At 69.4% G+C, this 24,190-nt stretch carries 23 protein-coding genes; 13 read left to right on the top strand and 10 right to left on the bottom strand.

Going from position 1 to position 24,190, the window contains the following annotated elements; all coding sequences use genetic code 11:
- Window positions 1-116: 116 nt before the first annotated feature.
- The 6 genes from ACLV7J_RS12450 to ACLV7J_RS12425 are packed head-to-tail and all read left to right on the top strand — an operon-like array spanning window position 117 to window position 7,429.
- Complete coding sequence (locus ACLV7J_RS12450) at window positions 117-1,997, top strand: ABC transporter ATP-binding protein (RefSeq protein ID WP_411869395.1); 1,881 nt, start codon at window positions 117-119, stop codon at window positions 1,995-1,997.
- 5 nt (window positions 1,998-2,002) lie between these two features.
- Window positions 2,003-3,193 carry a glycosyltransferase gene (locus tag ACLV7J_RS12445; protein ID WP_411869394.1) on the top strand — a complete coding sequence of 397 codons (1,191 nt, stop codon included), beginning with the start codon at window positions 2,003-2,005 and terminating at the stop codon, window positions 3,191-3,193.
- 58 nt (window positions 3,194-3,251) lie between these two features.
- Window positions 3,252-4,247 carry a glycosyltransferase family 2 protein gene (locus tag ACLV7J_RS12440; RefSeq protein ID WP_411869393.1) on the top strand — a complete coding sequence of 332 codons (996 nt, stop codon included), beginning with the start codon at window positions 3,252-3,254 and terminating at the stop codon, window positions 4,245-4,247.
- On the top strand, window positions 4,240-5,085 hold the full coding sequence (locus ACLV7J_RS12435; RefSeq protein WP_411869392.1) for a hypothetical protein: 846 nt from the start codon (window positions 4,240-4,242) through the stop codon (window positions 5,083-5,085). The genes ACLV7J_RS12440 and ACLV7J_RS12435 overlap by 8 nt, the downstream gene beginning before the upstream one ends.
- A gap of 5 nt (window positions 5,086-5,090) precedes the next feature.
- Complete coding sequence (locus ACLV7J_RS12430; RefSeq protein WP_411869391.1) at window positions 5,091-6,269, top strand: glycosyltransferase; 1,179 nt, start codon at window positions 5,091-5,093, stop codon at window positions 6,267-6,269.
- Window positions 6,266-7,429: a glycosyltransferase gene (locus ACLV7J_RS12425; RefSeq protein ID WP_411869390.1), complete on the top strand. Its 1,164-nt coding sequence runs from the start codon at window positions 6,266-6,268 to the stop codon at window positions 7,427-7,429. Before ACLV7J_RS12430 ends, ACLV7J_RS12425 begins: the two co-directional genes overlap by 4 nt.
- Here ACLV7J_RS12425 and ACLV7J_RS12420 read toward each other — a convergent pair.
- Complete coding sequence (locus ACLV7J_RS12420; RefSeq protein ID WP_411869389.1) at window positions 7,420-9,489, bottom strand: acyltransferase family protein; 2,070 nt, start codon at window positions 9,487-9,489, stop codon at window positions 7,420-7,422. The two genes, ACLV7J_RS12425 and ACLV7J_RS12420, sit on opposite strands and share 10 nt — an antisense overlap.
- Window positions 9,490-9,668: 179 nt before the next feature.
- Between ACLV7J_RS12420 and ACLV7J_RS12415 the strand changes: the two genes are divergently transcribed.
- From ACLV7J_RS12415 to ACLV7J_RS12405, 3 genes are read left to right on the top strand one after another with little or no spacing between them, the layout of a single operon-like run.
- On the top strand, window positions 9,669-12,113 hold the full coding sequence (locus ACLV7J_RS12415) for a UvrD-helicase domain-containing protein (protein WP_411869388.1): 2,445 nt from the start codon (window positions 9,669-9,671) through the stop codon (window positions 12,111-12,113).
- 4 nt (window positions 12,114-12,117) lie between these two features.
- On the top strand, window positions 12,118-12,984 hold the full coding sequence (locus tag ACLV7J_RS12410; protein ID WP_411869387.1) for a sulfotransferase: 867 nt from the start codon (window positions 12,118-12,120) through the stop codon (window positions 12,982-12,984).
- A 31-nt stretch (window positions 12,985-13,015) separates the two neighbouring features.
- Window positions 13,016-13,144 carry a hypothetical protein gene (locus ACLV7J_RS12405; protein ID WP_411869386.1) on the top strand — a complete coding sequence of 43 codons (129 nt, stop codon included), beginning with the start codon at window positions 13,016-13,018 and terminating at the stop codon, window positions 13,142-13,144.
- 39 nt (window positions 13,145-13,183) lie between these two features.
- Here ACLV7J_RS12405 and ACLV7J_RS12400 read toward each other — a convergent pair whose 3' ends face one another.
- Genes ACLV7J_RS12400 through kdsA form a run of 3 tightly spaced genes read right to left on the bottom strand, consistent with a single transcriptional unit; the run spans window position 13,184 to window position 16,086 of the window.
- Window positions 13,184-14,104, bottom strand: coding sequence for a Stf0 family sulfotransferase (locus tag ACLV7J_RS12400; protein WP_411869385.1), 921 nt, complete (start codon window positions 14,102-14,104; stop codon window positions 13,184-13,186).
- Complete coding sequence (locus tag ACLV7J_RS12395) at window positions 14,101-15,264, bottom strand: hypothetical protein (protein ID WP_411869384.1); 1,164 nt, start codon at window positions 15,262-15,264, stop codon at window positions 14,101-14,103. Before ACLV7J_RS12395 ends, ACLV7J_RS12400 begins: the two co-directional genes overlap by 4 nt.
- A 12-nt stretch (window positions 15,265-15,276) precedes the next feature.
- On the bottom strand, window positions 15,277-16,086 hold the full coding sequence (kdsA, locus tag ACLV7J_RS12390) for a 3-deoxy-8-phosphooctulonate synthase (protein WP_411869383.1): 810 nt from the start codon (window positions 16,084-16,086) through the stop codon (window positions 15,277-15,279).
- Between the two features lie 149 nt (window positions 16,087-16,235).
- On the opposite strand from kdsA, the gene ACLV7J_RS12385 reads away from it, so the two are divergent.
- The 4 genes from ACLV7J_RS12385 to ACLV7J_RS12370 all read left to right on the top strand — a co-directional run bounded on the left by ACLV7J_RS12385 (window position 16,236) and on the right by ACLV7J_RS12370 (window position 19,139).
- The gene (locus tag ACLV7J_RS12385) at window positions 16,236-16,745 is read left to right on the top strand and encodes a diadenosine tetraphosphate hydrolase (RefSeq protein ID WP_411869382.1); all 510 of its coding nucleotides are present in this window, start codon (window positions 16,236-16,238) and stop codon (window positions 16,743-16,745) included.
- Complete coding sequence (locus ACLV7J_RS12380) at window positions 16,742-17,440, top strand: glycosyltransferase (protein ID WP_411869381.1); 699 nt, start codon at window positions 16,742-16,744, stop codon at window positions 17,438-17,440. Before ACLV7J_RS12385 ends, ACLV7J_RS12380 begins: the two co-directional genes overlap by 4 nt.
- A complete protein-coding gene (gene kdsB / locus ACLV7J_RS12375; protein WP_411869380.1) occupies window positions 17,440-18,219 on the top strand; it encodes a 3-deoxy-manno-octulosonate cytidylyltransferase in 780 nt (259 codons plus the stop codon). The genes ACLV7J_RS12380 and kdsB overlap by 1 nt, the downstream gene beginning before the upstream one ends.
- Window positions 18,220-18,431: 212 nt before the next feature.
- Window positions 18,432-19,139 carry a hypothetical protein gene (locus ACLV7J_RS12370; protein WP_411869379.1) on the top strand — a complete coding sequence of 236 codons (708 nt, stop codon included), beginning with the start codon at window positions 18,432-18,434 and terminating at the stop codon, window positions 19,137-19,139.
- A gap of 18 nt (window positions 19,140-19,157) precedes the next feature.
- On the opposite strand, the gene ACLV7J_RS12365 is transcribed toward ACLV7J_RS12370, so the two are convergent.
- The 6 genes from ACLV7J_RS12365 to ACLV7J_RS12340 all read right to left on the bottom strand — a co-directional run.
- Window positions 19,158-19,748 carry a KdsC family phosphatase gene (locus tag ACLV7J_RS12365; RefSeq protein ID WP_411869378.1) on the bottom strand — a complete coding sequence of 197 codons (591 nt, stop codon included), beginning with the start codon at window positions 19,746-19,748 and terminating at the stop codon, window positions 19,158-19,160.
- Complete coding sequence (locus ACLV7J_RS12360; protein WP_411869377.1) at window positions 19,745-20,743, bottom strand: SIS domain-containing protein; 999 nt, start codon at window positions 20,741-20,743, stop codon at window positions 19,745-19,747. Before ACLV7J_RS12360 ends, ACLV7J_RS12365 begins: the two co-directional genes overlap by 4 nt.
- Before the next feature lie 68 nt (window positions 20,744-20,811).
- Window positions 20,812-21,945: a dTDP-glucose 4,6-dehydratase gene (gene rfbB, locus ACLV7J_RS12355; protein ID WP_411869376.1), complete on the bottom strand. Its 1,134-nt coding sequence runs from the start codon at window positions 21,943-21,945 to the stop codon at window positions 20,812-20,814.
- An 88-nt stretch (window positions 21,946-22,033) separates the two neighbouring features.
- Window positions 22,034-23,011: a dTDP-4-dehydrorhamnose reductase gene (gene rfbD, locus ACLV7J_RS12350; protein ID WP_411869457.1), complete on the bottom strand. Its 978-nt coding sequence runs from the start codon at window positions 23,009-23,011 to the stop codon at window positions 22,034-22,036.
- A gap of 8 nt (window positions 23,012-23,019) precedes the next feature.
- Window positions 23,020-23,619 carry a dTDP-4-dehydrorhamnose 3,5-epimerase gene (gene rfbC / locus ACLV7J_RS12345; protein WP_411869375.1) on the bottom strand — a complete coding sequence of 200 codons (600 nt, stop codon included), beginning with the start codon at window positions 23,617-23,619 and terminating at the stop codon, window positions 23,020-23,022.
- Window positions 23,609-24,190: sugar nucleotidyltransferase (locus tag ACLV7J_RS12340; protein WP_411869374.1), on the bottom strand; the 582-nt coding region annotated here is incomplete at its 5' end. The genes rfbC and ACLV7J_RS12340, both read right to left, overlap by 11 nt.

The following is a 24,190-nucleotide window of genomic DNA, read 5'->3' as shown; positions in this document are numbered from 1 at the left end:
GCCCCTGGCCTGGAGCGTGCTCAGCAACCAGGGGCGATCGGTTGCCGCGCTGGCCACGCCCTCACTGGGGTTGCGGCTTTGGCTGGGTAGGTTGACGCCGGGCCTGGCCCCCTCTGGTGGGTTTGATCGTGGTGGAGCAGACGGTGCCGGGTCGCAAGTCAGAACGCCGCCCGGCCAAGCTGCTCAACAGCCAGACCCTCTCCCAGCTCTCCCAACTGCTCGCCTACCTGCCCCGCAAGCGCCTGCGGGGCCTGGCCGTGCTGCTGGGGGTGTCGCTGCTGGTGGGTCTGTTTGATCTGGTGTTCGTGGGCCTGCTGGCCCGGCTGGTGGGGGCCATGAGTGGTTCCCGGCTGGCGGACAAGATCCCCAACATCTTTGTGTTCGGAGGCGGCAAGGCCGATCAGGGCCTGTGGATCGCCGGGCTGCTGATCGGGTTGGTGTGGATCACCATGGCGCTGAAGTATGGCGCTGCGCTGATTCAGAGCCTGCTGAGTGCGCAGATCTGGGCTGATTACGGCGAGCGCATCTACGCCAATGTGCTGCTGCAGCCCTACGAATATTTCCAGACCCAGAACACGGCCCACATGCTGGCCCGGTTGAACCGGATTCTCAGCCGCATCTCCGACGACATCGTGCTGCCGATGCTCACGGTGGTGTCCAACCTGCTCTCGGTGAGTGTGCTCACGGTGGGCATCGTGGTGGCCTTCGGTTGGCGGGCCCTGCTGATCTTCGCGTTTCTATTCGCGGCCTACGCCCTCTCCTCGCTGCTGATCACCCCGCCCCTGCGCTTTGCCACCAAGCAGAAGCTGGTGTTCTCGCTGCGGGTCAATTCGCTGCTGCTGGAGTCCACCCGCTCGATTCGCGATGTGCAGCTCTATGGGGCTGAGCGCCATTACCTGCATCAGTTCGAGGCCATCGGCACCCGCGGTAAGAAATTCGACCGCATTTCCAAGCTCCTGCCCGATGTGCCCCGCTATGTGATTGAACCGGCGGGCATCACCGTGCTGTTTCTGGTGGGCCTGCTGCCGGCCCTGCTGCACCGCGATGCCGGGCGGATGATCCAGGACGCGGTGCCCACCCTGGCCGCGATCATGTTTGCCGGGCTGCGGCTCTCGGCGCCGATCCAGGCCATCTTCCGCTCCATCAACAAGCTGCGGGGCGGCCTGCCGGACATCAGCGATGCCCTGCAGCTGCTGCAGCTCAAACCCAAGCGCCTGCTGCTGGGGGCGGCTGCCACGCCCACGCCCAGCGGGGTGATGCCCCGCACGTCGATCCGGCTGGACAATGCCTGGTACCGCTATCCCCAAGCCAAGAACTGGGTGATCCAGGGGGTGAATCTCACGGTGCCCGTCGGTTCCAGAGTGGCCCTGGTGGGCCAGACCGGTGGGGGCAAGTCCACGGCGGCCCATCTGCTGCTGGGTCTGCTGCAGCCCCAGCAGGGCCAGTTGCTCCTGGACGGCATTCCGGTGACGGCTTCCGAGCTGCCGGCCTGGCAGGCCTGCTGCGCGATCGTGCCCCAGAACATCGTGCTGCTGGATGCCAGCGTGCGCGCCAATGTGGCCTTCGGTGCCGATGAGGAGGCCATCGACGATGACGCCGTCTGGGAGGCCCTGGAGATGGCCCAGCTCGATGAATTCGTGAGTGAGTTGCCCTACGGCTTCTACACCGTGGTGGGGGAAGATGGCATGCGCCTCTCCGGTGGCCAGCGCCAGCGCCTGGCCCTGGCCCGCGCCTTCTACAAGCAGGCCAAGGTGCTGATCCTCGATGAGGCCACCAGCGCCCTCGACAACAAGACCGAGAACGACGTGCTGGAGGCCCTGGAGCTGGTGGGGCGGCGCTGCACCACCGTGGTGATCGCCCATCGGCTCTCGACGATCCGCTACTGCGATCGCATCTTTGAATTCGAGCGGGGGCGGATCAAGGCCTCCGGGGACTACCAGCTGCTGCAGGAGCGCTCCGACACCTTCCGGGAGCTGGTGGCCCTGCAGGAGGGCTGAGCGCCATGGCCGACATCACTCTGCTCGCCACGGCCGACTGGGATCACCCGCTCTGGACCAACAAGCAGCACGTGGCCTGCAGCCTGGCGGAGCTGGGACACCGGGTGCTCTATGTGGAGTCCCTGGGGCTGCGGCCGCCGCGCCAGGGGGCCCGCGGGCCAGGTGCCGTCCAGGCCCGTTCGGACCGCGGTCGGATCTGGCGCCGCCTGCGCCATGGCCTGCAGCCCCCCCGCCGGGTGCGGCCGGGCCTGTGGGTGTGGTCGCCGCTGGTGCTGCCCGGGGCCCAGGGCGGGCTGGCGCTCCGGGTCAACCGGCTGATGCTGGGGCTGGGGCTGGGCCTGTGGCGCCGGGTTCTGGGCCTGCGGGCCGACTGGCTGTGGACCTACAACCCCATGACCCTGGCGGTGCTGGAGCCGCGGCCTTGGCGGCGCCTGATCTACCACTGCGTGGATGCGATCCAGGCCCAGCCGGGGATGCCGGCGGCGGTGATCGAGCGCTGGGAGCAGCGCCTCTGCCGGCGGGCCGATGCCGTGTTCGTGACCTCGCCCGATCTGCAGCGCCGCCTGGCGCCGCTGAATCCGCTCACGCGCTTCTACCCAAACGTGGCCGATGGCGACCACTTCGCCCGGGCCATGGATCCGGCCCTGCCCCTGCCCGCGGATCTGGCGGCGATCCCGGCTCCGCGGCTGGGCTTCGTGGGGGCGATCAGTGCTTACAAGCTCGATCTGGCGCTGCTGGAGCAGCTGGCCCGGGCCCATCCCGGCTGGTCGTTGGTGCTGATCGGGCCGGTGGGGGAGGGGGATCCCACCACGGATGTGGCGGCGCTGGCGGCCCTGGCCAATGTGCACCTGCTGGGGCCACGCCCCTATGCCGAGCTGCCGGCCTATCTGAAGGGGTTTGACCTGGGCCTGCTGCCGCTGCGTTTCAACGCCTACACCCAGGCGATGTTCCCGATGAAGTTCTTCGAATACCTGGCGGCCGGCCTGCCCGTGGTGTCCTCGGCCATCGATGCGCTGCAGCCCTTCGCCGATCTGGCCCTGCTGGTCGACCCGACGCCGGAGGCCTTTACCGCGGCGATCACGGCGGTCCTGGCTGGGGAGGGCCCCAGCCGGCAGCAGCGGCTGGCCGGGGCTGCTGCCCACACCTATCGGGGTCGCACCGAGGCGATGCTGCGCGCCCTCGCCGCCCTGGGCTGAGGCCGAGGGATCTGGGCTCCCGTGGCCTTTCCTACAGTTCTGTTCTGCCGTGCTCTCCATGCCCAGATCCACCAGCATCGTGACGGTGTGCATGAACCGCCGCGAGCATCTGCTGGAAGCGGCGCCGCGGGTGGCGGCCTGGCCCCACCACCAGGAGCACCTGATCGTGGACTGGAGCAGCGTCGAGCCCCTGCACCGGGCTGACCTGCCGGAGGATCCGCGCATCCGCCTGTTGCGGGTGGAGGGCGAGCGCCGATGGAACCTCTGCCGCGCCTACAACTTCGCGCTTCAGCAGGCCCGGGGCGACTGCCTGTTCAAGCTCGACGCCGATGGCTGGCCTGAGGATCTGCCCGCGGCGGATGCCCTGGCGGTGGACGGGGTGGTGTGCTGCTTCGGCAGCGGCGAGGACGGCCGGCTGGGTCAGTTCCTGGTGGATCGCTTCCTGCTGGAGCAGGTTGGGGGCTTCAACGAACACCTCTGGGGCTATGGCTTCGACGACAAGGACCTCAAGGCCAGGCTTCAGGGCCATGCCGGCGTTGCGATCCGGCTGCTGCCACCCCAGGCCCTGGGGGTGATCGCCCATTCGATCGAATTCCGGGCCAGCCGAGCCCACCGCGTCGACGTGCGTCCGGGCCCCCTGGAGGAAGGCCATTCCCACGCCCTCAAGCGGGCCACCTCGACGGCCAACCGGGTGATGGCGGCGTCTTGCCCCTGGGGCCCGCGCAGCCCCGCCAGCCGCTACAGCCACGATCCGCAGACCGGCGTCTGGCGTCTGGTACCAGACTCGCTGCCCCGCCCGCCCGAAACGGTGCGCCAGGAGCTGATCCGCCTGCGCCGGCACCAGTTCTGGGGCCGTTTCCTGATGATCCCGGAAGTGGTGGTGATGGAGCTGCCGGTCAAGCTGCTGCCCGAGGAGCGCCAGGGGGACTTCCCGGTGCGCTGGTGGCATCGCCTCTATTGGCACACCATCCGCCGTGTCTATGCCGCTCCGGTGACGGCGCTGGCCCTGCTCAAGGGCCGGCGGCGGCAGCTGCTGAGGCTGGTGCGTGGCTGAAGCCCGCGGTCGGCCGCTGTGGCTGCGGTTCCGCTCCCGCCGGATCGTGCGGGTTCTGGAGGCGGAGGCCGACGCCGCCCTGGAGCAGGGCAATGTCGCCGCCGCCCTCGGCAGCCTCGAGACCCTGGCGGCCCGCCACCGCTGGCACGCTCCGGTGGAGAGGCTGCTGTTCCGCCGGGCCGCGCGCCCCACGGACGAGGCCACGGCGGGGGCCCTGCTGCGGGGCATCGCCGCCGGCGAGGGCTTCCGTCGCCACCATCGCGCCTATGCCGCCGTGAGCCTGGCGTACCGGGCCGCCGCCAGCGGCGATCAGGATCTGGCCCGGGAGCTGCAGGCCGGGCTGGAGCGGGCCGTGGCCGAGCTGGAGGCCGACCCGTCCACGCTGCGCTGCCGCCGCCGCAACCGCGAGAACCGGCTCAAGCGGCTGATCTCCAGCCGGGCGGCCTTGCTGCACCTGGCGCTGCTGCTGAATGATCAGCAGGCGCTGGCCTCCATCGGCCCCTGGGCCCACGCCCTGCTGGCCCGCCTCGACTTCGATCGCCTGCCGGCGGATGTGAGCCTGCGGCTGATGAGCAACTTCGGCCGGTGTCTGGCGCTGCAGGCCCTCGTGGCTCCCGAGGTCCTGCGCCTGGATCTGGAGCGCCTCGTGGCCGAAGCAGCCCGGCCGCGGCACCGTCACAGCCGGGCCCCGGAGGATCACCTCGGGTTTCTGCGGGGGCTGCTCGCGGACCTGGAGAGCGGTGCTCCCCTGCTGGCGATCCTTAATGTCGACACGCCGGAGCTGCGGGCGGGCCTGGGGGCCTTCTGGCAGGCTGCCGCCGAGGGGCGCGGGGCCTGACTGCCATGGCCAGGGTGCTGATCGCGATCCATGCGTTGCGTACCGGTGGCGCCGAGCGGGTGGCCCTGCAGTTCGCCCGCTGGCTGCTGGCGGCTGGCCACGGGGTGGTGCTGCTCACCCCCGCCCGGGCCGGGGCCGACTTTTATCCCCTGCCCGCGGGCCTGGAGCGCTGCCACGAGCCGCCCCTGCCCGGGCCCCTGGAACGGCTGGGTCCCCTGGTGTTTCCGCTGCGGGTGTGGCGGCTGCGCCGGCTGCTTCAGACCGAGCGCTTCGATCTGGCCCTCGGCATGACCACCCTGCCGGCGGTGAAGCTGCTGCTGGCCGCCTGGGGCCTCGGCCTGCCGGTGGTGGTGGCGGAGCGGATCTTCCCCGGCGCCACCCCCCTGGCCCTGCCCTGGCGCTGGCTGCGACGGCTCACCTATCCGGGGGCGGCCCTGCACCTGGTGCAGACCGAGGCGATCGCCGCCTGGTTGCGGCAGCGGCGGCTGGCGACCCGAACGGCTGTCCTGGCCAATGCGATCCCCTGGCCCCTGCCCGAGCACCCGCCCCGGGTCGACCCCGCCGGCCTGTTGGAATCCGAGGAGCGGCTGGTGCTGGCCGTGGGCACCAAGCCAAACCAGAAGGGCTTCGACCTGCTGGTGCCAGCCTTCGCCGCGCTGGCCGCGCGGCGGCCTGGCTGGCGGCTGGCGATCGTCGGGCTGCCCCCGGAAGCCTGGCCCACCGGCTGGCCCGCTCTGCCGGCCGGCGCGGCGGGGCCACTGCTGCCGGGGCGGGTCGGCAATCTGGCGGAGTGGTATGCCCGCGCCGACCTGTTTGTGCTCAGCTCCCGTTTCGAGGGCATCCCCAACGTGCTGCTGGAGGCGATGGCCAGCGGCTGTGCCTGTCTGGCCATCGACTGCCCCACCGGCCCCGCCGAGCTGATCGACCATGGCCAGAACGGCTGGCTGCTGCCGGCGGGATCGGGGGTCCCTGAGCTGACGGCCGCCCTGGAGGAGCTGATCGATGACCCCGGGCAGCGGCGGCGGCTCGGGCACGGTGCCCTGGCCGTGCGGCAGCGTTTCGCTGAATCGACGATCCGCCGCCAGTTTCTGGTCGCCCTCGCCCCCTGGCTCCAGCCCGCGTTCCCGCCAGTCCCCGCTTCGCCCACCGCCCCTGCTCCAGCCCCGCCCGCCGCCACCCCATGAGCCGCCCCCTGCCCCGGCTACGCCTGCTGGCCTTCGTGCCCTCGGCCCAGGCCCCCTCGGAGACCTTCATCCGGGCGAATCTGCGCGGCCTGCCCTTCGACACCATTGCCTACTTCGGCGATGACCTCTCCTGGCGACGGCCCTGGCAGGGGGCCTATGCGGCCTCGGTGCTGCTCAGCAAAGTGCTTTACCGGCTCGGTCTGCGGCGTGCCGGCACCCTGCCGCCCTCGCTGGTGGCCTGGGCCCTCTGCCGCCGCCACCGGCCTGATGCCCTGATCGCCGAATTCGGCTTTCATGCCGTGCGGATGATGGAGGCCGCTGCCTGGAGCGACCTCCCCCTGGTCGTGCAGTTTCACGGCTCCGATGCCTCGGCCCGAAGCCGCCTGGTGCCCCTGCGCGAGCGCTACCGGCGCCTGCTGGGCCTCGCGGCGGGGGTGATGGCCAAGTCGGAGCCGATGCGGCGCACACTGCTGGAGCTGGGAGCCCCCGCCGAACGACTGGTGGTGAGCCCCTGTGGCGCCGATGCCGCACTATTCCATGGGGCCACGCCGGGCCTGGCCCCGCCCACCTTTCTGGCGGTCGGGCGGTTTGTGGCCAAGAAGGGTCCCCTGCTCACGATCCGGGCTTTTGCCGCAGCGCTGGAGCAGCTCCCCCCTGGTCAGGCCGCCGGGTTGCGGCTGGTGATGGTGGGCGATGGACCCCTGCTGCCGGCGTCCCGTCAGTTGGTCCATGCGCTGGGCCTGCAGGATCAGGTGCAGTTCCCCGGTCTGTGCAGCCCCGCCGAGGTGGCTGATCGGATGCGTGCCTGTCGCGCCTTCCTGCAGCACTCCCTGGTGGCTCCCGACGGCGATAGTGAGGGTTCACCGGTGTCGGTGATGGAGGCCCAGTTGAGCGGCCTACCGGTGGTCTCCACCCGCCATGCCGGCATCCCCGAGGTGGTGCTGGAGGGTGAAACGGGCCTGCTGGTGGATGAGGGTGATGTGGCCGGCATGGCGGAGGCCATTGCCAGGTTGGCGAGCGATCCGGCCCTGGCCGAGCGGCTGGGGCGGGCGGCGGCGCTACGGGCCCGATCGGCCTTCACCGTGGGCCACCACCTGGACGCGGTGGCGGGCCTGGTGGAGCGGGTGGTGGCCGAGCGGAGGCAGGCTTCTCAGGATTGATGATCCAGCGTCAGCAGCCCGTGGCGGTTGAGGAAGCGCCTGAAATCGCCATGGAGAAGGGTGCCACCTTGGTTGTTGAGGTGGTCGTCGTCGAAGAAGATCCGGCGCCCTCCGTGATAGTTCCGGCAGGTGGGGCCCACTGGGCAGAGGACCGGGAAGGGGTCGTAAAGCAGCAGATTGGGCTGGCGCTCGGAAGCGGCCTTCAGCCCGTTCGTCAAGACCTGGATCTCTCGACCCAGCTGCGTCCGCTTTGCCTGGAGTTCACAGCCAGGATCGAGCAGTGGGCGAAACCACTCCTGCACACACAGTTCCGGAGGGGGAAGGTCGCGCCCGCGTGCGAACTTGGGCATCGGCAGCAGCACCACGACGGGGACCTGCTTCAGGGCTGCCCGCTGGGCCAGGGTCTCCAAGTCCCCCAGCCAAAGGGCATAGGCCTGGTCACGCGTCAGGGGTTGACCTCGCTCATCGGCAAAGCGATTGCGACGATCGATACCGAAAACGCTTGGCAGGAAATTAGAGACAACGACAACATCTCCAGGCTGGAGCTCTGCCATTGTCCGTTTGATCAATCGGGCCTGCTGAGCCTTGTCAAGGGCCTTCCAGGCACGCGTTTCCAGCTCCGGGCTGAGGGGCACGAGCTGTCCGTGGACGTAGAGCAACCGCAGGCCAATCCCATCCTCGCGGTGCAGTCGCTCCAGCAATCCGGTGAGGTGTCCGGCATGGCTGTCACCGAGCACCAGCAGGCGGGGCCCGCCAGCTGTCCTCGTCGGCAGGGTGCACAGGTGGCTGCTCTGGGCCAGCGGCGGTCCCTCTCCCCGGTACCAGCTGCAGTTGGCCTTCGTCACCGTTGTGCCCGGAATGGTGCTGCGCTCCACTTCCTGGCGGGTCGATGCGGCCGGCCTGCCGCGAAAGACCGTCGCAAGGGCAGTCCGTTCAAAGCCCAGCAGCGTCAGGGCCGTAAGGCCGGCGGCGCCCAGGCCGACCCAGATCGTGGCGGCCCTGCTGCCGGGCCAGCGGGCCTGGCGGCCTGGCGTCTCGATCCAGCGGTAGGAGATCCAGCCCAAGAGCAGCATCAGCCCCAGCTGACCCGGCATGGTCCAGGGATGGATGCCGATGGTCCAGCGGCTCAGGACCAGGACGCTCCAATGCCAGAGATAGAGCGAGTAGGAGAGGCCGCCGAGCCATAGGACGATCGGCCTGGTGAGCAGCCCGTGGACAGCGCTGCCAGGTCGCAGCGCCACGAGCAGGAGCCAGGTCAGGGCAGCCACCGCCAGCGTGGCCGTGGTGATCCAGGCCTTCAGCACAAACAGGAGGGTGACCAGGGGCAGGGCAAACCAAAGCGGATTGACCCGCTGGAGCAGCCGATGCAGGCGGCCTCGGCGCTGCACGGTGAGAAAGGCCAGGCATCCCAGGCCCAACTCCCAAAACCGCGCCGGCATCAGAAAGAACGCTCCAGCTGCATCGCGATCCGCCAAGGCCAGGTAGAGCACGAGGGAGCCGAGGCCAAGTCCACCGATGGTCAGGGCCAGGCGTCTGGCACCGTGAACCCTGCCCTGGGCAAAGCCCGTGAGCCAGAGCAGGAGGGGAAAGCAGAAGTAAAACTGCTCCTCGACCCCCAAAGACCATGTCTGGGTGAACAGGTTGTAGTCGGAGGATTCGGCAAAGTAGTCGGTTGCTGTGCTGTGAAGATAGAGATTGGAGAGGCCGAAGATGGCGCTGATCCCTGTCCGCCAGCTGCTGCCAGCGGCGGGCGCATAGGGCGGAATCACCAGGCTCCCCAGCAGGACTGTGACGGCGATGCAGACCAGCAACGCCGGCATCAAGCGTTTCATCCGCCGGGCGTAGAAGCTCGCCAGCCAGTCGCTCCAGTTGGTCGCCGGCCGTCGTGAGAGGGAGCTGGTGATCACATAGCCCGAGATCAGGAAGAAGACATCGACGCCCAGAAAGCCATTCGGTGCCAGGCTTTTGTTGACGTGATTGGCGATGACGGCCAGAACCGCGATGGCACGCAGCCCGTCGATGTCATGGCGATAACTGGATCTCGCCGAACCCGTGGACACTGGTTTCTCCTGTGCTCCGGCGATGGGTTCAGGCTCAGAAGCTTGGGATGCCCTGGCAGTGCATGAATGGCTTGATCCTACGGGGATGATCCGTGGAATAGACCCTGCACGATGGTGATGCCGGGAGTCAGCCGCTGGCCTGCTCGGGCTCAGACCGATGGGGTCCCTAATGTAAGGGGATGGTCACTCACCAGCCCCAGCACGCCGGTTCCGGTGGGTTCCTCGCCGGCCTCAACGACGCCCAGCGCAAGGCGGTGGACCACCACACCGGCCCGCTGCTGGTGGTGGCCGGCGCCGGCAGCGGCAAGACCCGCGCCCTCACCCACCGCATCGCCCACCTGATCGGCCACCACGGCGTGGATCCGGCCGAGCTGCTGGCCGTGACCTTCACCAACAAGGCCGCCCGGGAGATGAAGGAGCGGCTGGAGCTGCTGCTGGCCCAGAAACTGGCCCAGAGCCAGTTCGGCCAGCCCTGGAGCACCCTGCCGCCGGTGGAGCAGCGCCAGCTGCGCTCGCGGATTTATCGCGAGGTGATCAAGGACCTCTGGATCGGCACCTTCCACGCCCTGTTCGCGCGGCTGCTGCGCTTCGACATCGACAAGTTCAAGGACCCGGAGGGCCTGAGCTGGACCCGCCAGTTCTCCATCTACGACGAGGGCGACACCCAGAGCCTGGTGAAGGAGATCGTGACCCAGGAGCTGGGCCTGGATCCCAAGCGGTTTGAGCCCAAGAAGGTGCGCTGGGCCATCAGCAGCGCCAAGAACCAGGGCTGGATGCCCGAGCAGCTGGAGGCCGATGCCGGCGGCCAGCGGGGCAAGTTGATGGCCGAAACCTACCGGCGCTATCGCCGCGCCCTGGCCGCCAACAACGCGCTCGATTTCGACGATCTGCTGCTGCTGCCGGTGCAGCTGCTGCGCCAGAATGAACAGATCCGCAACTACTGGCACCGCCGCTTTCGCCATGTGCTGGTGGATGAATACCAGGACACCAACCGCACCCAGTACGACCTGATCAAGCTGTTGGTGACGGACGGCCAGGACCCGGAGACCTACGACAACTGGCAGGGTCGTTCGGTGTTCGTCGTGGGTGACGCCGACCAGAGCATCTACAGCTTCCGGGCTGCCGATTTCACCATCCTGATGGGCTTCCAGGACGACTTCGGTGACGGCGCTCCCGATGACGCCACGGCCACGATGGTGAAGCTGGAGGAGAACTACCGCTCCACCGCCACGATTCTGGAGGCGGCCAATGCCCTGATTTCCAATAATTCCGAGCGCATCGACAAGGTGCTGCGGCCCACCCGCGGCGAGGGCGAGCCGATCACGCTCACCCGCTGCGACGACGAGATCGCCGAGGCGGAGGCGGTGGTGCACCGCATGCGCATGCTGGAGGCGGCCCACCCTGAGTTGCGCTGGGGCGACATGGCCGTGCTCTATCGCACCAATGCCCAGTCGCGGGCGATGGAGGAATCGCTGGTGCGCTGGGGCATCCCTTACATCGTGGTGGGTGGGCTGCGCTTCTACGACCGGCGCGAGATCAAGGACGTGCTCGCCTATCTCAAGCTGCTGGTGAATCCGGCCGATACGGTGAGCCTGCTGCGGGTGCTTAACACCCCCAAGCGCGGCATCGGCAAGACCACGATCGAGCGTCTCACCGATGCCTCCAACCAGCTGGGCATCCCCCTCTGGGAGGTGGTGAGCGACCCCGAGGCGGTGCGTTCCCTGGGGGGGCGTTCGGCCAAGGGGCTGCTGCAGTTCTGCGAACTCATCAACGACCTGCAACGGCGCGTGCAGGAGGCGCCCCCGTCGGAGCTGGTGCAGCGGGTGATGGAGCAGAGCGGCTACGTGGCCGAGCTGATCGCCGATGGCACCGATGAGGCCGAAGACCGGCGCCGCAACCTCAACGAGCTGGTGAACGCCGCCCTGCAATACCAGGAGGAGAACGACGAGGGGTCCCTGGAGGATTTCCTGGCCTCGGCGGCCCTCGCCAGCGATGCCGACAGCAAGGACACCGAGCAGGATCGCGTCACCCTGATGACCCTGCACGCCAGCAAGGGGCTGGAGTTCCCGGTGGTGTTCCTGGTGGGGATGGAGCAGGGCTTGTTCCCCAGCTACCGCTCCCTGGAGGATCCGGCGGCGATGGAGGAGGAGCGGCGCCTCTGTTATGTGGGCATCACCCGGGCCAAGGAGCGGCTCTACCTCTCCCACGCCAGCGAGCGAAGGCTGTGGGGCGGCATGCGCGAGCCGGCGGTGCCCTCGGTGTTCCTGTCCGAACTCCCCGAGGAGCTGGTGCAGGGCGACATCCCCCGCAGTGGCGGTGCCGCCATCCGCCGCGAGAACCGCCTGGATCGGCTCACCCGGGTGGACCGGGAGGAGTCGCAGCGGGTGGCCGCCGGTGGTGCCGCCGCGGCTCCGGCCAATGCGGTGCGGCGCCGGACGGTGGGTCCGGGCGCCGGCAAGGCCTGGGCGGTGGGCGATCGGTTGCGCCATGCCGCCTTCGGCGAGGGGTTCATCACCCACCTGTTCGGCAGCGGCGAGAAGATCTCGATCGCCGTGAAGTTCGAGGGCCTGCCCCCCAAGATCCTCGATCCGCGCCTGGCGCCGATCGAGTCGGTGGAGGCCTGATCCCGTGGCGCCCCGCAAGCTGTTGTTGATCCGTGGCCTGGGCCACAGCGGCACAACGATTCTCGATCTGGCCCTGGGTGCCCATCCCCGCATCGTGGGGTTGGGAGAGGCTGCCCGCATCCTGCGCAGGCCCCGGCCGGGTGAGGAGCGCCGAGGTCCGGCCCAGCTGAGGGCTGAACTCCGGCATCAACGGGTCTGCACCTGTGGTGCGACGGCGGCCCAGTGTCCCGTGTGGGGGGATCTGCTGGAGTGGCTACCCGTCCACGATCATCTGCCATTGGCCGATAAGTTTCGGCGCCTGATGGAGGCGGTGAGCGTGGCAGGGGTGCAGACCGGTCATGCTGATGACTGGCTGGTTGATTCCTATCAGGACGATCTCGAGCTGCCCTCCCAGTCCTTCGCGGATCTGGATGTGAGGGTGGTGTTCCTGGTTCGTGATGTGCGCTCGTGGGTGCACTCAAGAGTCCGGGATCGCCGCAATAAGGGGAAATCTCTTCTCGGGGTCCGCAATGTGGCCCGCTGGTGCCGCGTCAATCGCCGTTTTGAACGGGAGCTTCAGCGCTGTGGCAAACCGGTGTTCCCGTTGGGCTATGAAGAGCTGGCCCTGGCACCGGACCGGGCACTTGGCCGCCTGTGTGCGTGGTTAGGCCTGGAGTTCTCGGAGGCCATGCTCAGTCCTGGCCTGGCCACAGGCAGCCACATCCTGTCCGGGAACAGGGTGCGGTTTGACCCGCAGAAGATCAGGCAGATCCGTTACGACACCTCCTGGTTGCTGGCTCCTGCGTGGCCGGCTTCGGCCGCGCTGGTCTGGCCTCAGCTCGCGCAGATGAATCGTCGGCTTGTTTACGCCAATGCATTGGTGGGGGGCTGAGGGGACCTCCGCCCTTGGGGTCAGTGGGGCCTTGTCGGGGCTGGTGACCCACCGGTTCGGTCTCGGCAAGAAGATCTCGGTCGCCGTGACGTTGGAGGGCCTTCCTCCCAAGATCCTCGATCCGCGCCTGGTGCCGATCGAGGCCCTGAACCCTGCATGAGCCGCCTCGGGTTTGCCCCTGGCTTCACGTGAAAGCCTGTCAGGGCTGAAGTGAGTCATTCAGCCGGCTCACAAGGTGGTCCGGCAGCCTGCTGGCCAAGTCCCCCAGGAGCTGTTGCTTGGCCTCGTGGAGGGGACCGCCACGCTGGGCAATGGGTTGGAAGCACGTCTCCAGGCCGGTGAGCGGCGGCAGGACCCGGGTCAGGGTCTGCTGCAGCTCAAGGCTCGACTGCGCCATCAGATCCTCCATCCACAGGGGGGTGAGGTCCCGTTGCCTGCAGAATTCCACGATCAGGCGATTCTGTTCTGCCAGAAGTGCTGCCGTCTCCTCCTGGAGTGTGGAGTTGTTCAGGTGTTCCAGGCCTTCACCCTCGTTTGTGGTGATCAGGCCTGTGTCATAGGCGCCGCTCGTCCGCGAGAACAGATAGGAGGCCAGCTGTCGGCGTTGGTTCCGCCGCAACAGGGGCAGCGGCATCCAGTCGGGGAAGGCGACAGCAGGCTGCAGCTTCAGCTCCTTGAGATGCAGGGGTTGCACCTTGAGGCCGAACCAGCCGCCACGGCTGCGGCGTCGCTCGGCCTGAACCAGGTAGGCCTGCAGGTCTGCTCCCATTGCGCCGCTGGGTGTGGTGGCCCGTCGCTGGCGCTCCAGGCCAAGACGTGCCGCAAGGCGCTGCACACGCGTCTTGGTCTGAAAGGCTTCCAGGGGAGTTCCCCAACGTTTGGAGAGCCGGCGAAGATGGAGGCGGTTCAGGTATTCACAGGGCAGGCCCAGGCCAGCTGTCCAGAGTTGGCGACACAGCCAGTAACTACCTGACCGCGGCGGACTCAGGATCAGGTAGCGGTGTTGAGGCTTGGCCTCGTCGCCATCAAAGGCGGGCGAAATCATCTCCAATTCGGCCAGTTCTTCGCCTCGAGACCTGGAGAGGAACTCTTCTCGGAGTCTGAGTGCGTCAGTTGTCATGGTTCTGGTGTATCGCAGCCATTATTCTTGTCAGCTTCCGGCTGCTCGCGCGTCGATCCGGTCTGTAGGAGTCGTTTTAAGTCTGGGCTGCTGAGTGTGCGACTGAAGCCCCAGTATGGATCCAGCAGCGCCAGCAGTGGGTCGTTCGCGTGGCTGTCCGTCCCGTGTTGATCCAGGAGTTGCTCCAGTTCCTGGCTGAGTCGCTGGCGTTCGTCCCGTTCCCGCTGCGCGCGTTTGGCCTGCTCCACGGGGAGCTGGGAGTAGTCCTCTTCGACGGATGTGTTGATCCAGTGCAGTCGCTTGCCCAGGGCGGCGGCGTAGCCGATGTGGGTCCCGAAGGCATTGGTCACCAGCCCGTCACTCAGCTCCAACAGGCTTCGCAGGGCATCCAGAAACCAGGGGTTGGAGCGGTGGCCGTTGCAGGCGACGATCCAGTCGGGTGGCAGTGTCAGATCTGGCGCATCTTGCCAGTGCCGCAGCCAGATCACCTGGCGATAGGTGTGCTCGTGTGCGATGGTTGTGATGGCTTCAATGCACTGGGACACATCCATGGACCGATGCATGCGATCCCAGCTGTGGGCGAGGATCACCAGAAGGGTGGATCCCAGCCTTTGACGCAGGGCGGTCAGGTCCGCCAGGTCTAGAACTGATTTGGCGTAATGGATCCAGGGCCCGATGGCTGTGGCCGGGCAGCCATAACGCTCCCGCAGCCACTGGGCACGTAATTCCCCCATGCAGAGGTAGCCGCCGCCGGACCAGGGTTGTGGCGTCTCGAACTGGGCTTCGCGTGACACCTTGAGGCCGTGTTCCAGCAGGAATGGCAGCGGCGGCCCCACTAGGGGCAGGCCGGCATGGCGTTTGAGCTGGATGTCGTGGCCGTAGTGGTGCGAGGAGTTCTCCCGCTCCCGCCGCGCTGGGCTAAAGAACGGCTTGAGGCCCGTGGGGCTGCGGAAGGCGCCCCGCACCCAAAGATCGGCCACCAGCTCCGGCCGCAACGGCCGCTGGCCGTAGGCCTGGTGCACCAGGCCCCTGTAGGCCGCCAGGGCCTCCCACTCGTTCCGTTCCACCCGGGGGCCCAGGAGCTGGCGCAGCCGGGCCCGCTTCCACCAGTGGAGGTCGCTTCGCAGCTGGGTCAGGGCAGGGATGGATCGGGCCGCCATGCTGGTCCGCCCTCAGACGCTGCTGGGGGCCAGGCCGCCGGCCAGGGCGCCACGGATGGCCAGCAGCTGCTCCAGCAGCGGTTCGAGCCGGTGCAGCGGCACCATGTTGGGCCCGTCGCTGAGGGCGTTGTCGGGGTCGGGGTGGACCTCCATGAACAGCCCATCCACCCCCACGGCCACGGCAGCCCGGGCCAGGGGCGCCACGAACTCCCGCTGGCCGCCGGTGCTGGTGCCCTTGCCGCCCGGCTGCTGCACCGAGTGGGTGGCATCGAAGATCACCGGGCAGCCCAGCTCCTGCAGCTGGGGCAGGCCGCGGTAGTCCACCACCAGGGTGTTGTAGCCGAAGCTGCTGCCCCGCTCGGTGAGCCAGAGGTTCTCCACGCCGGCCTCCCGCAGCTTCTTCACCACCTGGGCCATGTCCCAGGGGGCGAGGAACTGGCCCTTCTTCACGTTGATGATCTTGTCGGTGCCGCGGGTGGCGGCGGCCGCCGCCAGCAGCAGGTCGGTCTGGCGGCAGAGGAAGGCGGGGATCTGCAGCACGTCCACCACTTCGGCCACCGGGGCCGCCTGGTGGCTCTCGTGGATGTCGGTGAGCACCGGCAGCCCGAAACGCTGCTTCACCTCGGCCAGCACCTCCAGGCCGCCGTTGACGCCGGGGCCGCGGAACGAGTCGCCCGAGCTGCGGTTGGCCTTGTCGTAGCTGGCCTTGAAGATGTAGCGGATGCCCAGCCGGTCGGTGATGGCCTTCACCTGCTCGGCGATGTCCAGGGCGAGCTCCCGGCTTTCGATCACGCAGGGGCCGGCGATCAGGGTGAGGCTCATGGGCAAGGGGTCGCGGCGGGCGCGGCAGTCCAGGTTGGGGCCAGCATGCCGGAAGCTGCAGCAGCGGGCCTGCCGGCATCGCGCCGGTTCCGCAGGCTGCCCCCAGCCTGGCGGCATTGCGACCCCACCACCAACCCCGACCCCCGCCGATGCCCCAGGCCCCGCCCCAGCCCAGCGCCCCGCCCCCGGGTGCCTGCGGCGTCTGCCGCCTGCATGCCGATGGCGAAGCCCGGGACCGCTGGCAGATCGGCGCTGACGAGCTCTGGCTTCTGCGCCACCATCCCGATCCGGCGCCCATGGCCGGCTGGTTGATCCTCGATGCCGTGCGGCACCTGGGCGGGCCGATCGACTTCCGGCCCCAGGAGGCCGCCGCCTGGGGTGGGGCGGTGCAGCGGGCCTCGCGGCTCGTTCAGGCGCTCACGGGTTGCGAGCGCGTCTATGGGATTGCCTTCGGGGAGGGGGCGCGGCACCTGCATCTGCACCTGATCCCCCGCCGGGAGGGGGACGCAGAGACTGAGGCCTGGGCGGTGGCCGACCTCTACCGGGCGGTGGCCGGCGGTAGCCGGCCGGCCGCCGATCCTTTTGCGGTGGCGGAGTTGGTGGCCCAGGCCCGGGTGCTCTGGGGTGGCGCAGACGACGGCCTTACGCTCGTGCCATGAGCCAGCCCATTCCCGTCTTCATCGGCTACGACCCGCGTGAGCGGGCGGCCACCAACGTGCTGATCGACAGCCTCTTTCAGCGCAGCTCGGCGCCCCTGGCGATCACGCCGATCGTGACGCCCCAGCTGGAGGCCCAGGGGCTATTCCGGCGCGAGCGCGACCCGAAGCAGGCCACCGCCTTCTCCTTCACCCGCTTCCTGGTGCCCCACCTGATGGGTTACCAGGGCTGGGCGCTGTTCATGGACTGCGACATGCTCTGCCGCGGCGACATCGCCGAGCTCTGGGCCCTGCGCGACGCGCAGTACGCCGTGCAGTGCGTGCAGCACGTGCACAACCCCAATGAGGCGGTGAAGTTCCTGGGGGAACCCCAGAGCCCCTACCCCAAGAAGAACTGGAGCTCGCTGATGCTGCTCAACTGCAGCCGCTGCACCGCCCTCACCCCCGACTACGTGAACACGGCGACGGGCCTGGAGCTGCACCGTTTCCACTGGCTTGCCGGCGACCACGAGATCGGTGCCCTGCCCGAGCGCTGGAACCACCTCGTGGATGTCCAGGATCCGGCCAAGGCCGAGGACGCCACGCTGCTGCACTGGACCCTCGGGGGGCCCTGGTTCCGCGAGCAGCGTCTGATGGGTGGCGTGCTGGCGGCCGAGTGGTTCGCCGCCCGCGACGACAGTTCCCGTCTCTGGGATTGATGGCGATGCGCACGATCGTGGCCGTGCCGGCCCGGCTTGAATCCTCCCGTCTGCCCCGCAAGGTGCTGGCGGACATCGGCGGCAAGCCGATGCTGCAGCGGGTGCTGGAGGCCTGCCGCCAGGCCGAGAGTCCGGCGGCTGTGGTGCTCTGTACCGATTCCGAGGAGCTGCTGGAGGCGGCGAAGCGCTGGGGCTGCCAGGCCCTGCTCACCAGTCCGGCCTGCAGCTCCGGCAGCGATCGGCTGGCCTCGGTGGTGGAGCCCCTGGTGGCCCTCGGCGGCGGGGCAGCGGCCGAGACCCTGGTGGTCAACGTGCAGGGGGACCAGCCCTTCCTCGATCCGGCCGTGATCGATGCGATGACGGCTGAATTCGGGCGCCGCACGCCGCTGCCGGAGGTGCTCACGCCCATCTACCGCATGGGGGCCGACAAGGTGCACAACCCCAATGTGGTCAAGACGCTGGTGTCGAGTGATGGGCGCGCCCTCTACTTCTCCCGCTCGGCCATTCCCCACGTGCGCGGTGTGGATCCGGAGCACTGGCATGCCCATGTGCCCTTCTGGGGCCACGTGGGCATCTACGGCTACCGGGGCGATGTGCTGGCCCGCTGGCCCCAGCTGCCGGCGTCGCCCCTGGAGGACAGCGAGAAGCTGGAGCAGCTGCGGCTGCTGGAGTCGGGCATCGGCATCGGCACGTTCCCGGTGGCGGAGGAGTCGCTGTCGGTGGATACGGCCGAGCAGCTGGAGCAGGCCCGGGCGATTGCGGCTGGCCTGGAGGGCTGAACGGAGCTGACCTGACCTGACCTGAGCTGACCTGACCTGACCTGACGTGAGCTGGGCAGGTTGGCCGCTGCCTGGGTCAGTCCCGACTGGCCGGGATGGACCGCCCTGGCTCAGCCGGCGCCGGACCAGGCCAGCTCTCGACTGAGGCTTGCATAACGGCAGCATTGTAGTTTGATTGCAGGATCAATCCTGTTGGCGCCTCCGCCTCTGCCATGGCTCTGCCCATTCCCGTGTTCATCGGCTACGACCCCCACGAGCGGGCCGCCGTGAACGTGCTGATCGACAGCCTTGTCCAGCACAGCAGCCAGCCCCTGGCGATCACGCCGATCGTCGCCCGGCAGCTCCAGGGCGTCTACGGCCGTGGGCGCGATCCGCGCCAGAGCACGGAGTTCTCCTTCAGTCGCTTCCTGGTGCCCCATCTGATGGGCTACCAGGGCTGGGCGATCTTCATGGATTGCGACATGCTCGCCCGCGGTGACATCTCCGAACTCTGGGCCCTGCGGGATGAGCGCTATGCGCTGTTGTGCGTGCAGCACGACCACGTGCCCCGTGAGGACGTGAAGTTCCTCGGTGCCCTCCAGACCCGCTACGAGAAGAAGAACTGGAGCTCGCTGATGCTGTTCAACTGTGGGCGCTGCACGGCCCTCACGCCCGAGTACGTCAACACGGCGTCGGGCCTGCAGCTGCACCGCTTCGAGTGGCTCCAGGGCGACCACGAGATCGGCGCCCTGCCCATGGATCGCTGGAACCACCTGATCGACGTGCAATCCCCGCGGACGGAGCCCGCGGCTGCGGGCGGTCCGGCCCTGGTGCACTGGACCCTGGGCGGCCCCTGGTTTGAGGAGTACCGCCTGGTGGGCGGTGTGTTGGCCGCCGAGTGGTTCGCCGCCAGGGACGAGGCCTTCCGGCTGTGGTCCTAGGGGTCAGGCCCCAGGGCCTCAGTCATTGCGATCGCGCCAGCCCTGGCCCTCCAGTTCGCTCCAGAAGGGGGTCGGCCGCAGCAGCCGCTCCGCCAGTTCCCGCACGGCGCCGCGCCCGCCGGCCCGCAGCAGCACCAGATCGGCCTGGCGGCGCAGGGGACGCGCCGCATCGGCCGTGGCCACCAGCAGCCCCACCTGGCCCCGCACGGCCAGGTCGTTGAAGTCGTCCCCCACGAAGGCGGTGGCCGTGGGCGTGACGCCCAGCTCGGCCTGCAGGGCCGCCAGGGCCTGGGGCTTGTCCTTGGCGCCCACCAGGCAGTGGCGGATGCCGAGGTGGCGGGCGCGCACCTCGGTGGCGCCGCCGCGGCCGCCGCTCAGGAAGGCCACCTCAATGCCGGCGTGCTGGAGCAGGCGGATCCCCAGCCCATCGCGCACATCGAAGCGCTTGATCAGTTCCCCCTGGGGGCCGTACCAGAGGCCGCCATCGGTCAGTACGCCATCCACATCCAGCACCAGCAGGCGTACGGCCGCCAGGCGCGAGCGCTGCCGCCACCAGCACCAGCGGCGGCGCAGCTGCCAGGGGCTGCCGAAGCCATGGCTCCCGCTCATGTCGCCGCCCTGCTGAGGCCGGCCTGCACCAGGTCGTGCAGCCGCAGCAGGCCGAGCATCTGCTGGGCGCCGCCCACCACCGGCAGCACGGCGATCGGCTTGCGCCGGTTGCGCTCCATCCGCTCCAGGGCCTCCACCGCCAGCACCTGCTCGTCCACGGTGATCGGATCGGCCGTCATCAGGTCGGCGGCGGTGAGCTGGGCCCACTCCGGTGGGCTGTGCTGCTGCAGGGCCCGGCGCAGGTCGCCATCGGTGATCAGGCCGCGGATCCGGCTGGGGTTGTCGGTTTGGGTCACCCAGCCGGCGCCCACCCCATCGGCGGTGAGCTGGGCGATCACCTCGGGCAGGGGTGTGCCGGCCTGCAGCGCCGTCAGCCGGCTGGCGGGAATCATCAGGTCTCCGGCCGTGAGGGTGAGCTGCTTGCCCAGGGCGCCGGCTGGGTGGTTGAGGGCGAAGTCCTGGGGGGAGATGCCACGCCGTTCCATCCAGACCGCCGCCAGGGCATCGCCGATGGCCATGGCCACCGCGGTGCTGGCGGTGGGGGCCAGGTTGAGCGGACACACCTCCCGGTCCACGGACCCATCGAGCACCACGTCGCAGCCCCGGGCCAGGGAGGAGTCGATCCGGCCCACCAGGGCGATGCGGCGGCTGCCGCGGCGGCGCAGGTGGGGCAGGATCTCCAGCAGTTCAGCCGTCTCGCCGCTGTTGGAGAGCAGCAGCGCCACGTCGTCGGGGGACACCACCCCCAGGTCGCCGTGCAGGGCGTCCAGCGGGTTGAGGTAGATCGCCATCAGGCCGATCGACGAGAAGGTGGCGGCGATCTTGCGGGCCACGATGCCGCTCTTGCCCACCCCGGTGATCACCAGTTTGGCCCGACGGTCCGCGCAGCCATCCAGGAGCTCCAGGGCCGCCTCCACCTGACTCGCGGCCAGCCGCTCCGCTGTGGCGGCGATGGCCGCGGCCTCTTCCTGCAGGCAACGGGTGAGCGCAGACAAGGGCTGAGGGCAGAAGGGTGCGGTGATTCTCCCCCAGGCCTGGTGGCGAGGCGGTGGTGCCGCTGGGCTCAGCGCCGTGTGCCGATGCGCTCGCCGCCGTAGCCGGCCCGGTTCCGAACCCCCTGGCACCAGTCCAGGTTGGCCAGATACCAGTCCACCGTGGCCGCCAGCCCCTCGCCAAGGGCGTGGCGGGGCTGCCAGCCCAGCTCCGTGCTGATGCGGCTGGGATCGATGGCGTAGCGCCGGTCGTGGCCCGGTCGATCCGTCACGGGGGTGATCAGGCGGGCGTGGGGGGCGCCAGCCGGGAGACGCTCATCCAGCAGGGTGCAGATCGCCTCCACCACCGCCTTGTTGCTGCGCTCTCCGTGGCCGCCGATGCAGTAGCTGCGGCCCGGCTGGCCCTGGGTGGCCGCCAGCAGCAGGGCCTCCACGTGGTCCTCCACGTAGAGCCAGTCGCGCACGTTGGCGCCGTCGCCGTAGAGGGGGATCGGTTCCCCGGCGGCGGCCTTGAGGATGACCACCGGGATCAGCTTCTCGGGGAACTGCCAGGGGCCGTAGTTGTTGGAGCAGTTGGTGAGCACCACCGGCAGGCCGTAGGTGTGGTGCCAGGCGTTCACCAGGTGGTCGCTGGCCGCCTTGCTGGCGGAGTAGGGCGAGCGGGGGTCGTAGGGGGTGGTTTCCGAGAAGCGGCCCGTTGGCCCCAGGGAGCCGAACACCTCATCGGTGCTGATGTGGTGGAAGCGGAAGCGCGCCTGGCGCTCGGCCGGCAGCGCCTGCCAGTGGGCCCGCACCGCCTGCAGCAGATTGAACGTGCCGGTCACGTTGCTGGCGATAAAGGCTCCGGGGCCGTCGATCGAGCGGTCCACATGGCTCTCGGCGGCCAGGTGCAGCACCAGATCCGGATCGGCGGCCCGCACCGCTGCGGCGGTGGCGGCGTCATCCACCAGATCCACCGGCAGGAGGTGGTGCCGCGCACCCGCATCCCCGCTCCCCTCGGCTGCCAGCGCGTGGAGCACCTGCTCAATGCTGGCCAGGTCGCTGGCGTAGCCGAGCTTGTCGAGGTTGAACACCGTGGCCGTCGAGTCCCGCAGCAGGCGGCGCACCACGGCGCCACCGATGAAGCCGGCGCCACCGGTGACGAGCACGCGGGTGGTCTCCCCCAGGAGCTGGGGAACGTCGAGGGGAGCGGGCAGGGCGGTCATCGGGGCGGGCGGGGTTGGGTCTGGGGTCGGACTGAGGCGTGGTGCGGTGGTGGTTGGTTGAGGGGTCACCGCCGGGATGGTCGCTCTCTCACGGCGGTGCTGAGGCGGTGCCGGGTTCCGGCCTGGCTCCTCCGTCGGGGGCGGGCCTGTTGGCGTCACGTCGTTGGTCGAGCACCGCGGCCAGGGCCGTCCGCCAGTGCAGGGGCTCCAGCCCCAGGGCCGACCGGGTGGCGCTGCAGTCGAGCAGGGAGTAGCTGGGGCGCCGGGCCGGGGTGGGGTAGTCGGCGCTGGTGAGGGGTCGGACCGCCGCCGCCTGCTCCAGCAGGCCCGCCTCCACCCCCAGCTCGCCGATGGCCACGGCGAAGTCGTACCAGCTGGCGGCCCCGGCATCGCTCCAGTGCAGGAGGCGCAGCGTCTCGGCACCGGCCTCCGCCGTTGGCCTGCCCACGCCGATGGCCCGCCAGCAGGCCGCCGCCAGGGTGTGGGTGGCGGTGGGGCAGCCCACCTGGTCGGCCACCACGCCCAGGGCTTCCCCCACCGCGGCCCGGGCCGCATGCAGCCGCAGCATCGTGAGGCAGAAGTTGTGGCCCACCGGCCCGTAGACCCAGCTGGTGCGCAGCACCCGCGCCCCCGCGAGCTCCAGGGCCGCCGCCTCGCCGGCGGCCTTGCTGGCCCCATAGACCCCGAGGGGATCCGTGGCCTGCCCCGGCCGGTAGGGCGAGCCCTGGGAGCCGTTGAACACGAAGTCGGTGCTGAGTTGCAGCAGCCGCCCGCCCGTCTCCGCCAGCGCCTCGGCGAAGGCCCCTGGGGCGCCGGCATTCACCGCCAGGGCCAGCTCTGGCTCCGTCTCGGCCCGGTCCACCGCCGTGTAGGCCCCAGCATTGAGCACCCAGGCGGGTCGGTGGGTCCGCACCACCGCCCGGCAGGCCTCGGCATCGGCCAGATCGAGCGCCACCTGACCGTCGCCACCGCTGCGGCCGGTGGCGATTAGCTCCACCCCCGGCGGCACCGAGGCCACCAGGGCCCGGCCCAGTTGGCCGCCGGCGCCGGTGAGCAGCACGCGCAGGGGTTGGGTCACGGGAACAGCGCGCTGGTGGGCAGCTCCGCCAGCTCGGAAGCCGCCCCATCCTTCTCGGACACCTGGATGGCCGTTCCCGCCAGGGCCTCCCGGGGCCAGGCGATCGCCAGGGCCGGATCATCCCAGCGGATCGCCCGCTCGCTGGCCTGGCTCCAGAAGTCTGTGGTCTTGTAGAGAACCTCGGCGTGGTCGCTGAGGGTGAGGAAGCCGTGGGCAAAGCCCACCGGAACCCACAGCTGCTGCCGGTTCTCGGCGCTCAGCACCGCCCCCACCCACTGGCCGAAGCTCGGCGAGGAGTGGCGCAGGTCCACCGCCACATCGAAGATCTCCCCCACCACGCAGCGCACCAACTTGCCCTGGGGATGGGGCGGGAGCTGATAGTGCAGGCCGCGCAGCACGCCCCGGCTGGAGTGGGAGTGGTTGTCCTGCACGAAGCCGGGTACCGGCTGCCCGTCGGCCGTCAGGACCTGCTCGAACAGCCGCTGGTTCCAACTTTCAAAAAAGAATCCGCGGGCATCGCCGAACACCCGGGGGGTGAGCAGCAGCGGGCCGGCCATCGCCACGCCCTGGCCCGTGGTGAGCCGATCAGCCTTCATGGATGTCCTCCAGCAGGGTGAGCAGGTAGTCGCCGTAGCCGCTCTTGCGCAGGGGCGCCGCCAGGCGCTCCAGCTGGGCCCCGTCGATCCAGCCCAGCCGCCAGGCCACCTCCTCCGGGCAGCCCACCTTGAGCCCTTGGCGGTGCTCCAGGGTGCGGATGTAGCTGCCGGCCTCATGCAGGGAGTCGCAGGTGCCGGTATCCAGCCAGGCCATGCCACGGCCCATCAGCTCCACCGTCAGCAGCCCCTCGTCGAGGTAGCTGCGGTTGAGGTCGGTGATCTCCAGCTCACCCCGAGGCGAGGGGCGCACCGCCCGGGCCCTCTCCACCACGGTGTCGTCGTAGAAGTAGAGCCCGGTGACGGCATGGCGGGATCTGGGCCGCTGCGGTTTCTCTTCGATGCTCAGCACCCGACCGTCCGCAGAGAACTCCACCACGCCATAGCGCTCGGGATCCCGCACCGGATAGGCGAACACGGTGGCGCCGGGTCCGGCGGCGTTGCTGCTCTGGAGCTGGGGCACCAGCTCGTGGCCGTGGAAGAGGTTGTCCCCCAGCACCAGGGCCGCCGGGGA

Source organism: Vulcanococcus limneticus LL, assembly GCF_943369875.1.
In the GTDB taxonomy this organism is placed as follows: Bacteria; Cyanobacteriota; Cyanobacteriia; order PCC-6307; family Cyanobiaceae; genus Vulcanococcus; species Vulcanococcus limneticus_A.
This window is presented reverse-complemented; position numbering and strand designations above follow the sequence as displayed.

Excerpts from the sequence above, each read along its gene's own strand:
- ACLV7J_RS12445 (WP_411869394.1), top strand. The coding sequence starts at position 2,003 with ATGGCCGACATCACTCTGCTCGCCACGGCCGACTGGGATCACCCGCTC.
- ACLV7J_RS12440 (WP_411869393.1), top strand. The coding sequence starts at position 3,252 with ATGCCCAGATCCACCAGCATCGTGACGGTGTGCATGAACCGCCGCGAG.
- ACLV7J_RS12430 (WP_411869391.1), top strand. The coding sequence starts at position 5,091 with ATGGCCAGGGTGCTGATCGCGATCCATGCGTTGCGTACCGGTGGCGCC.
- ACLV7J_RS12425 (WP_411869390.1), top strand. The coding sequence starts at position 6,266 with ATGAGCCGCCCCCTGCCCCGGCTACGCCTGCTGGCCTTCGTGCCCTCG.
- ACLV7J_RS12415 (WP_411869388.1), top strand. The coding sequence starts at position 9,669 with ATGGTCACTCACCAGCCCCAGCACGCCGGTTCCGGTGGGTTCCTCGCC.
- ACLV7J_RS12400 (WP_411869385.1), bottom strand. The coding sequence starts at position 14,104 with ATGACAACTGACGCACTCAGACTCCGAGAAGAGTTCCTCTCCAGGTCT.
- ACLV7J_RS12395 (WP_411869384.1), bottom strand. The coding sequence starts at position 15,264 with ATGGCGGCCCGATCCATCCCTGCCCTGACCCAGCTGCGAAGCGACCTC.
- kdsA (WP_411869383.1), bottom strand. The coding sequence starts at position 16,086 with ATGAGCCTCACCCTGATCGCCGGCCCCTGCGTGATCGAAAGCCGGGAG.
- ACLV7J_RS12385 (WP_411869382.1), top strand. The coding sequence starts at position 16,236 with ATGCCCCAGGCCCCGCCCCAGCCCAGCGCCCCGCCCCCGGGTGCCTGC.
- ACLV7J_RS12380 (WP_411869381.1), top strand. The coding sequence starts at position 16,742 with ATGAGCCAGCCCATTCCCGTCTTCATCGGCTACGACCCGCGTGAGCGG.
- kdsB (WP_411869380.1), top strand. The coding sequence starts at position 17,440 with ATGGCGATGCGCACGATCGTGGCCGTGCCGGCCCGGCTTGAATCCTCC.
- ACLV7J_RS12370 (WP_411869379.1), top strand. The coding sequence starts at position 18,432 with ATGGCTCTGCCCATTCCCGTGTTCATCGGCTACGACCCCCACGAGCGG.
- ACLV7J_RS12365 (WP_411869378.1), bottom strand. The coding sequence starts at position 19,748 with ATGAGCGGGAGCCATGGCTTCGGCAGCCCCTGGCAGCTGCGCCGCCGC.
- rfbB (WP_411869376.1), bottom strand. The coding sequence starts at position 21,945 with ATGACCGCCCTGCCCGCTCCCCTCGACGTTCCCCAGCTCCTGGGGGAG.
- rfbC (WP_411869375.1), bottom strand. The coding sequence starts at position 23,619 with ATGAAGGCTGATCGGCTCACCACGGGCCAGGGCGTGGCGATGGCCGGC.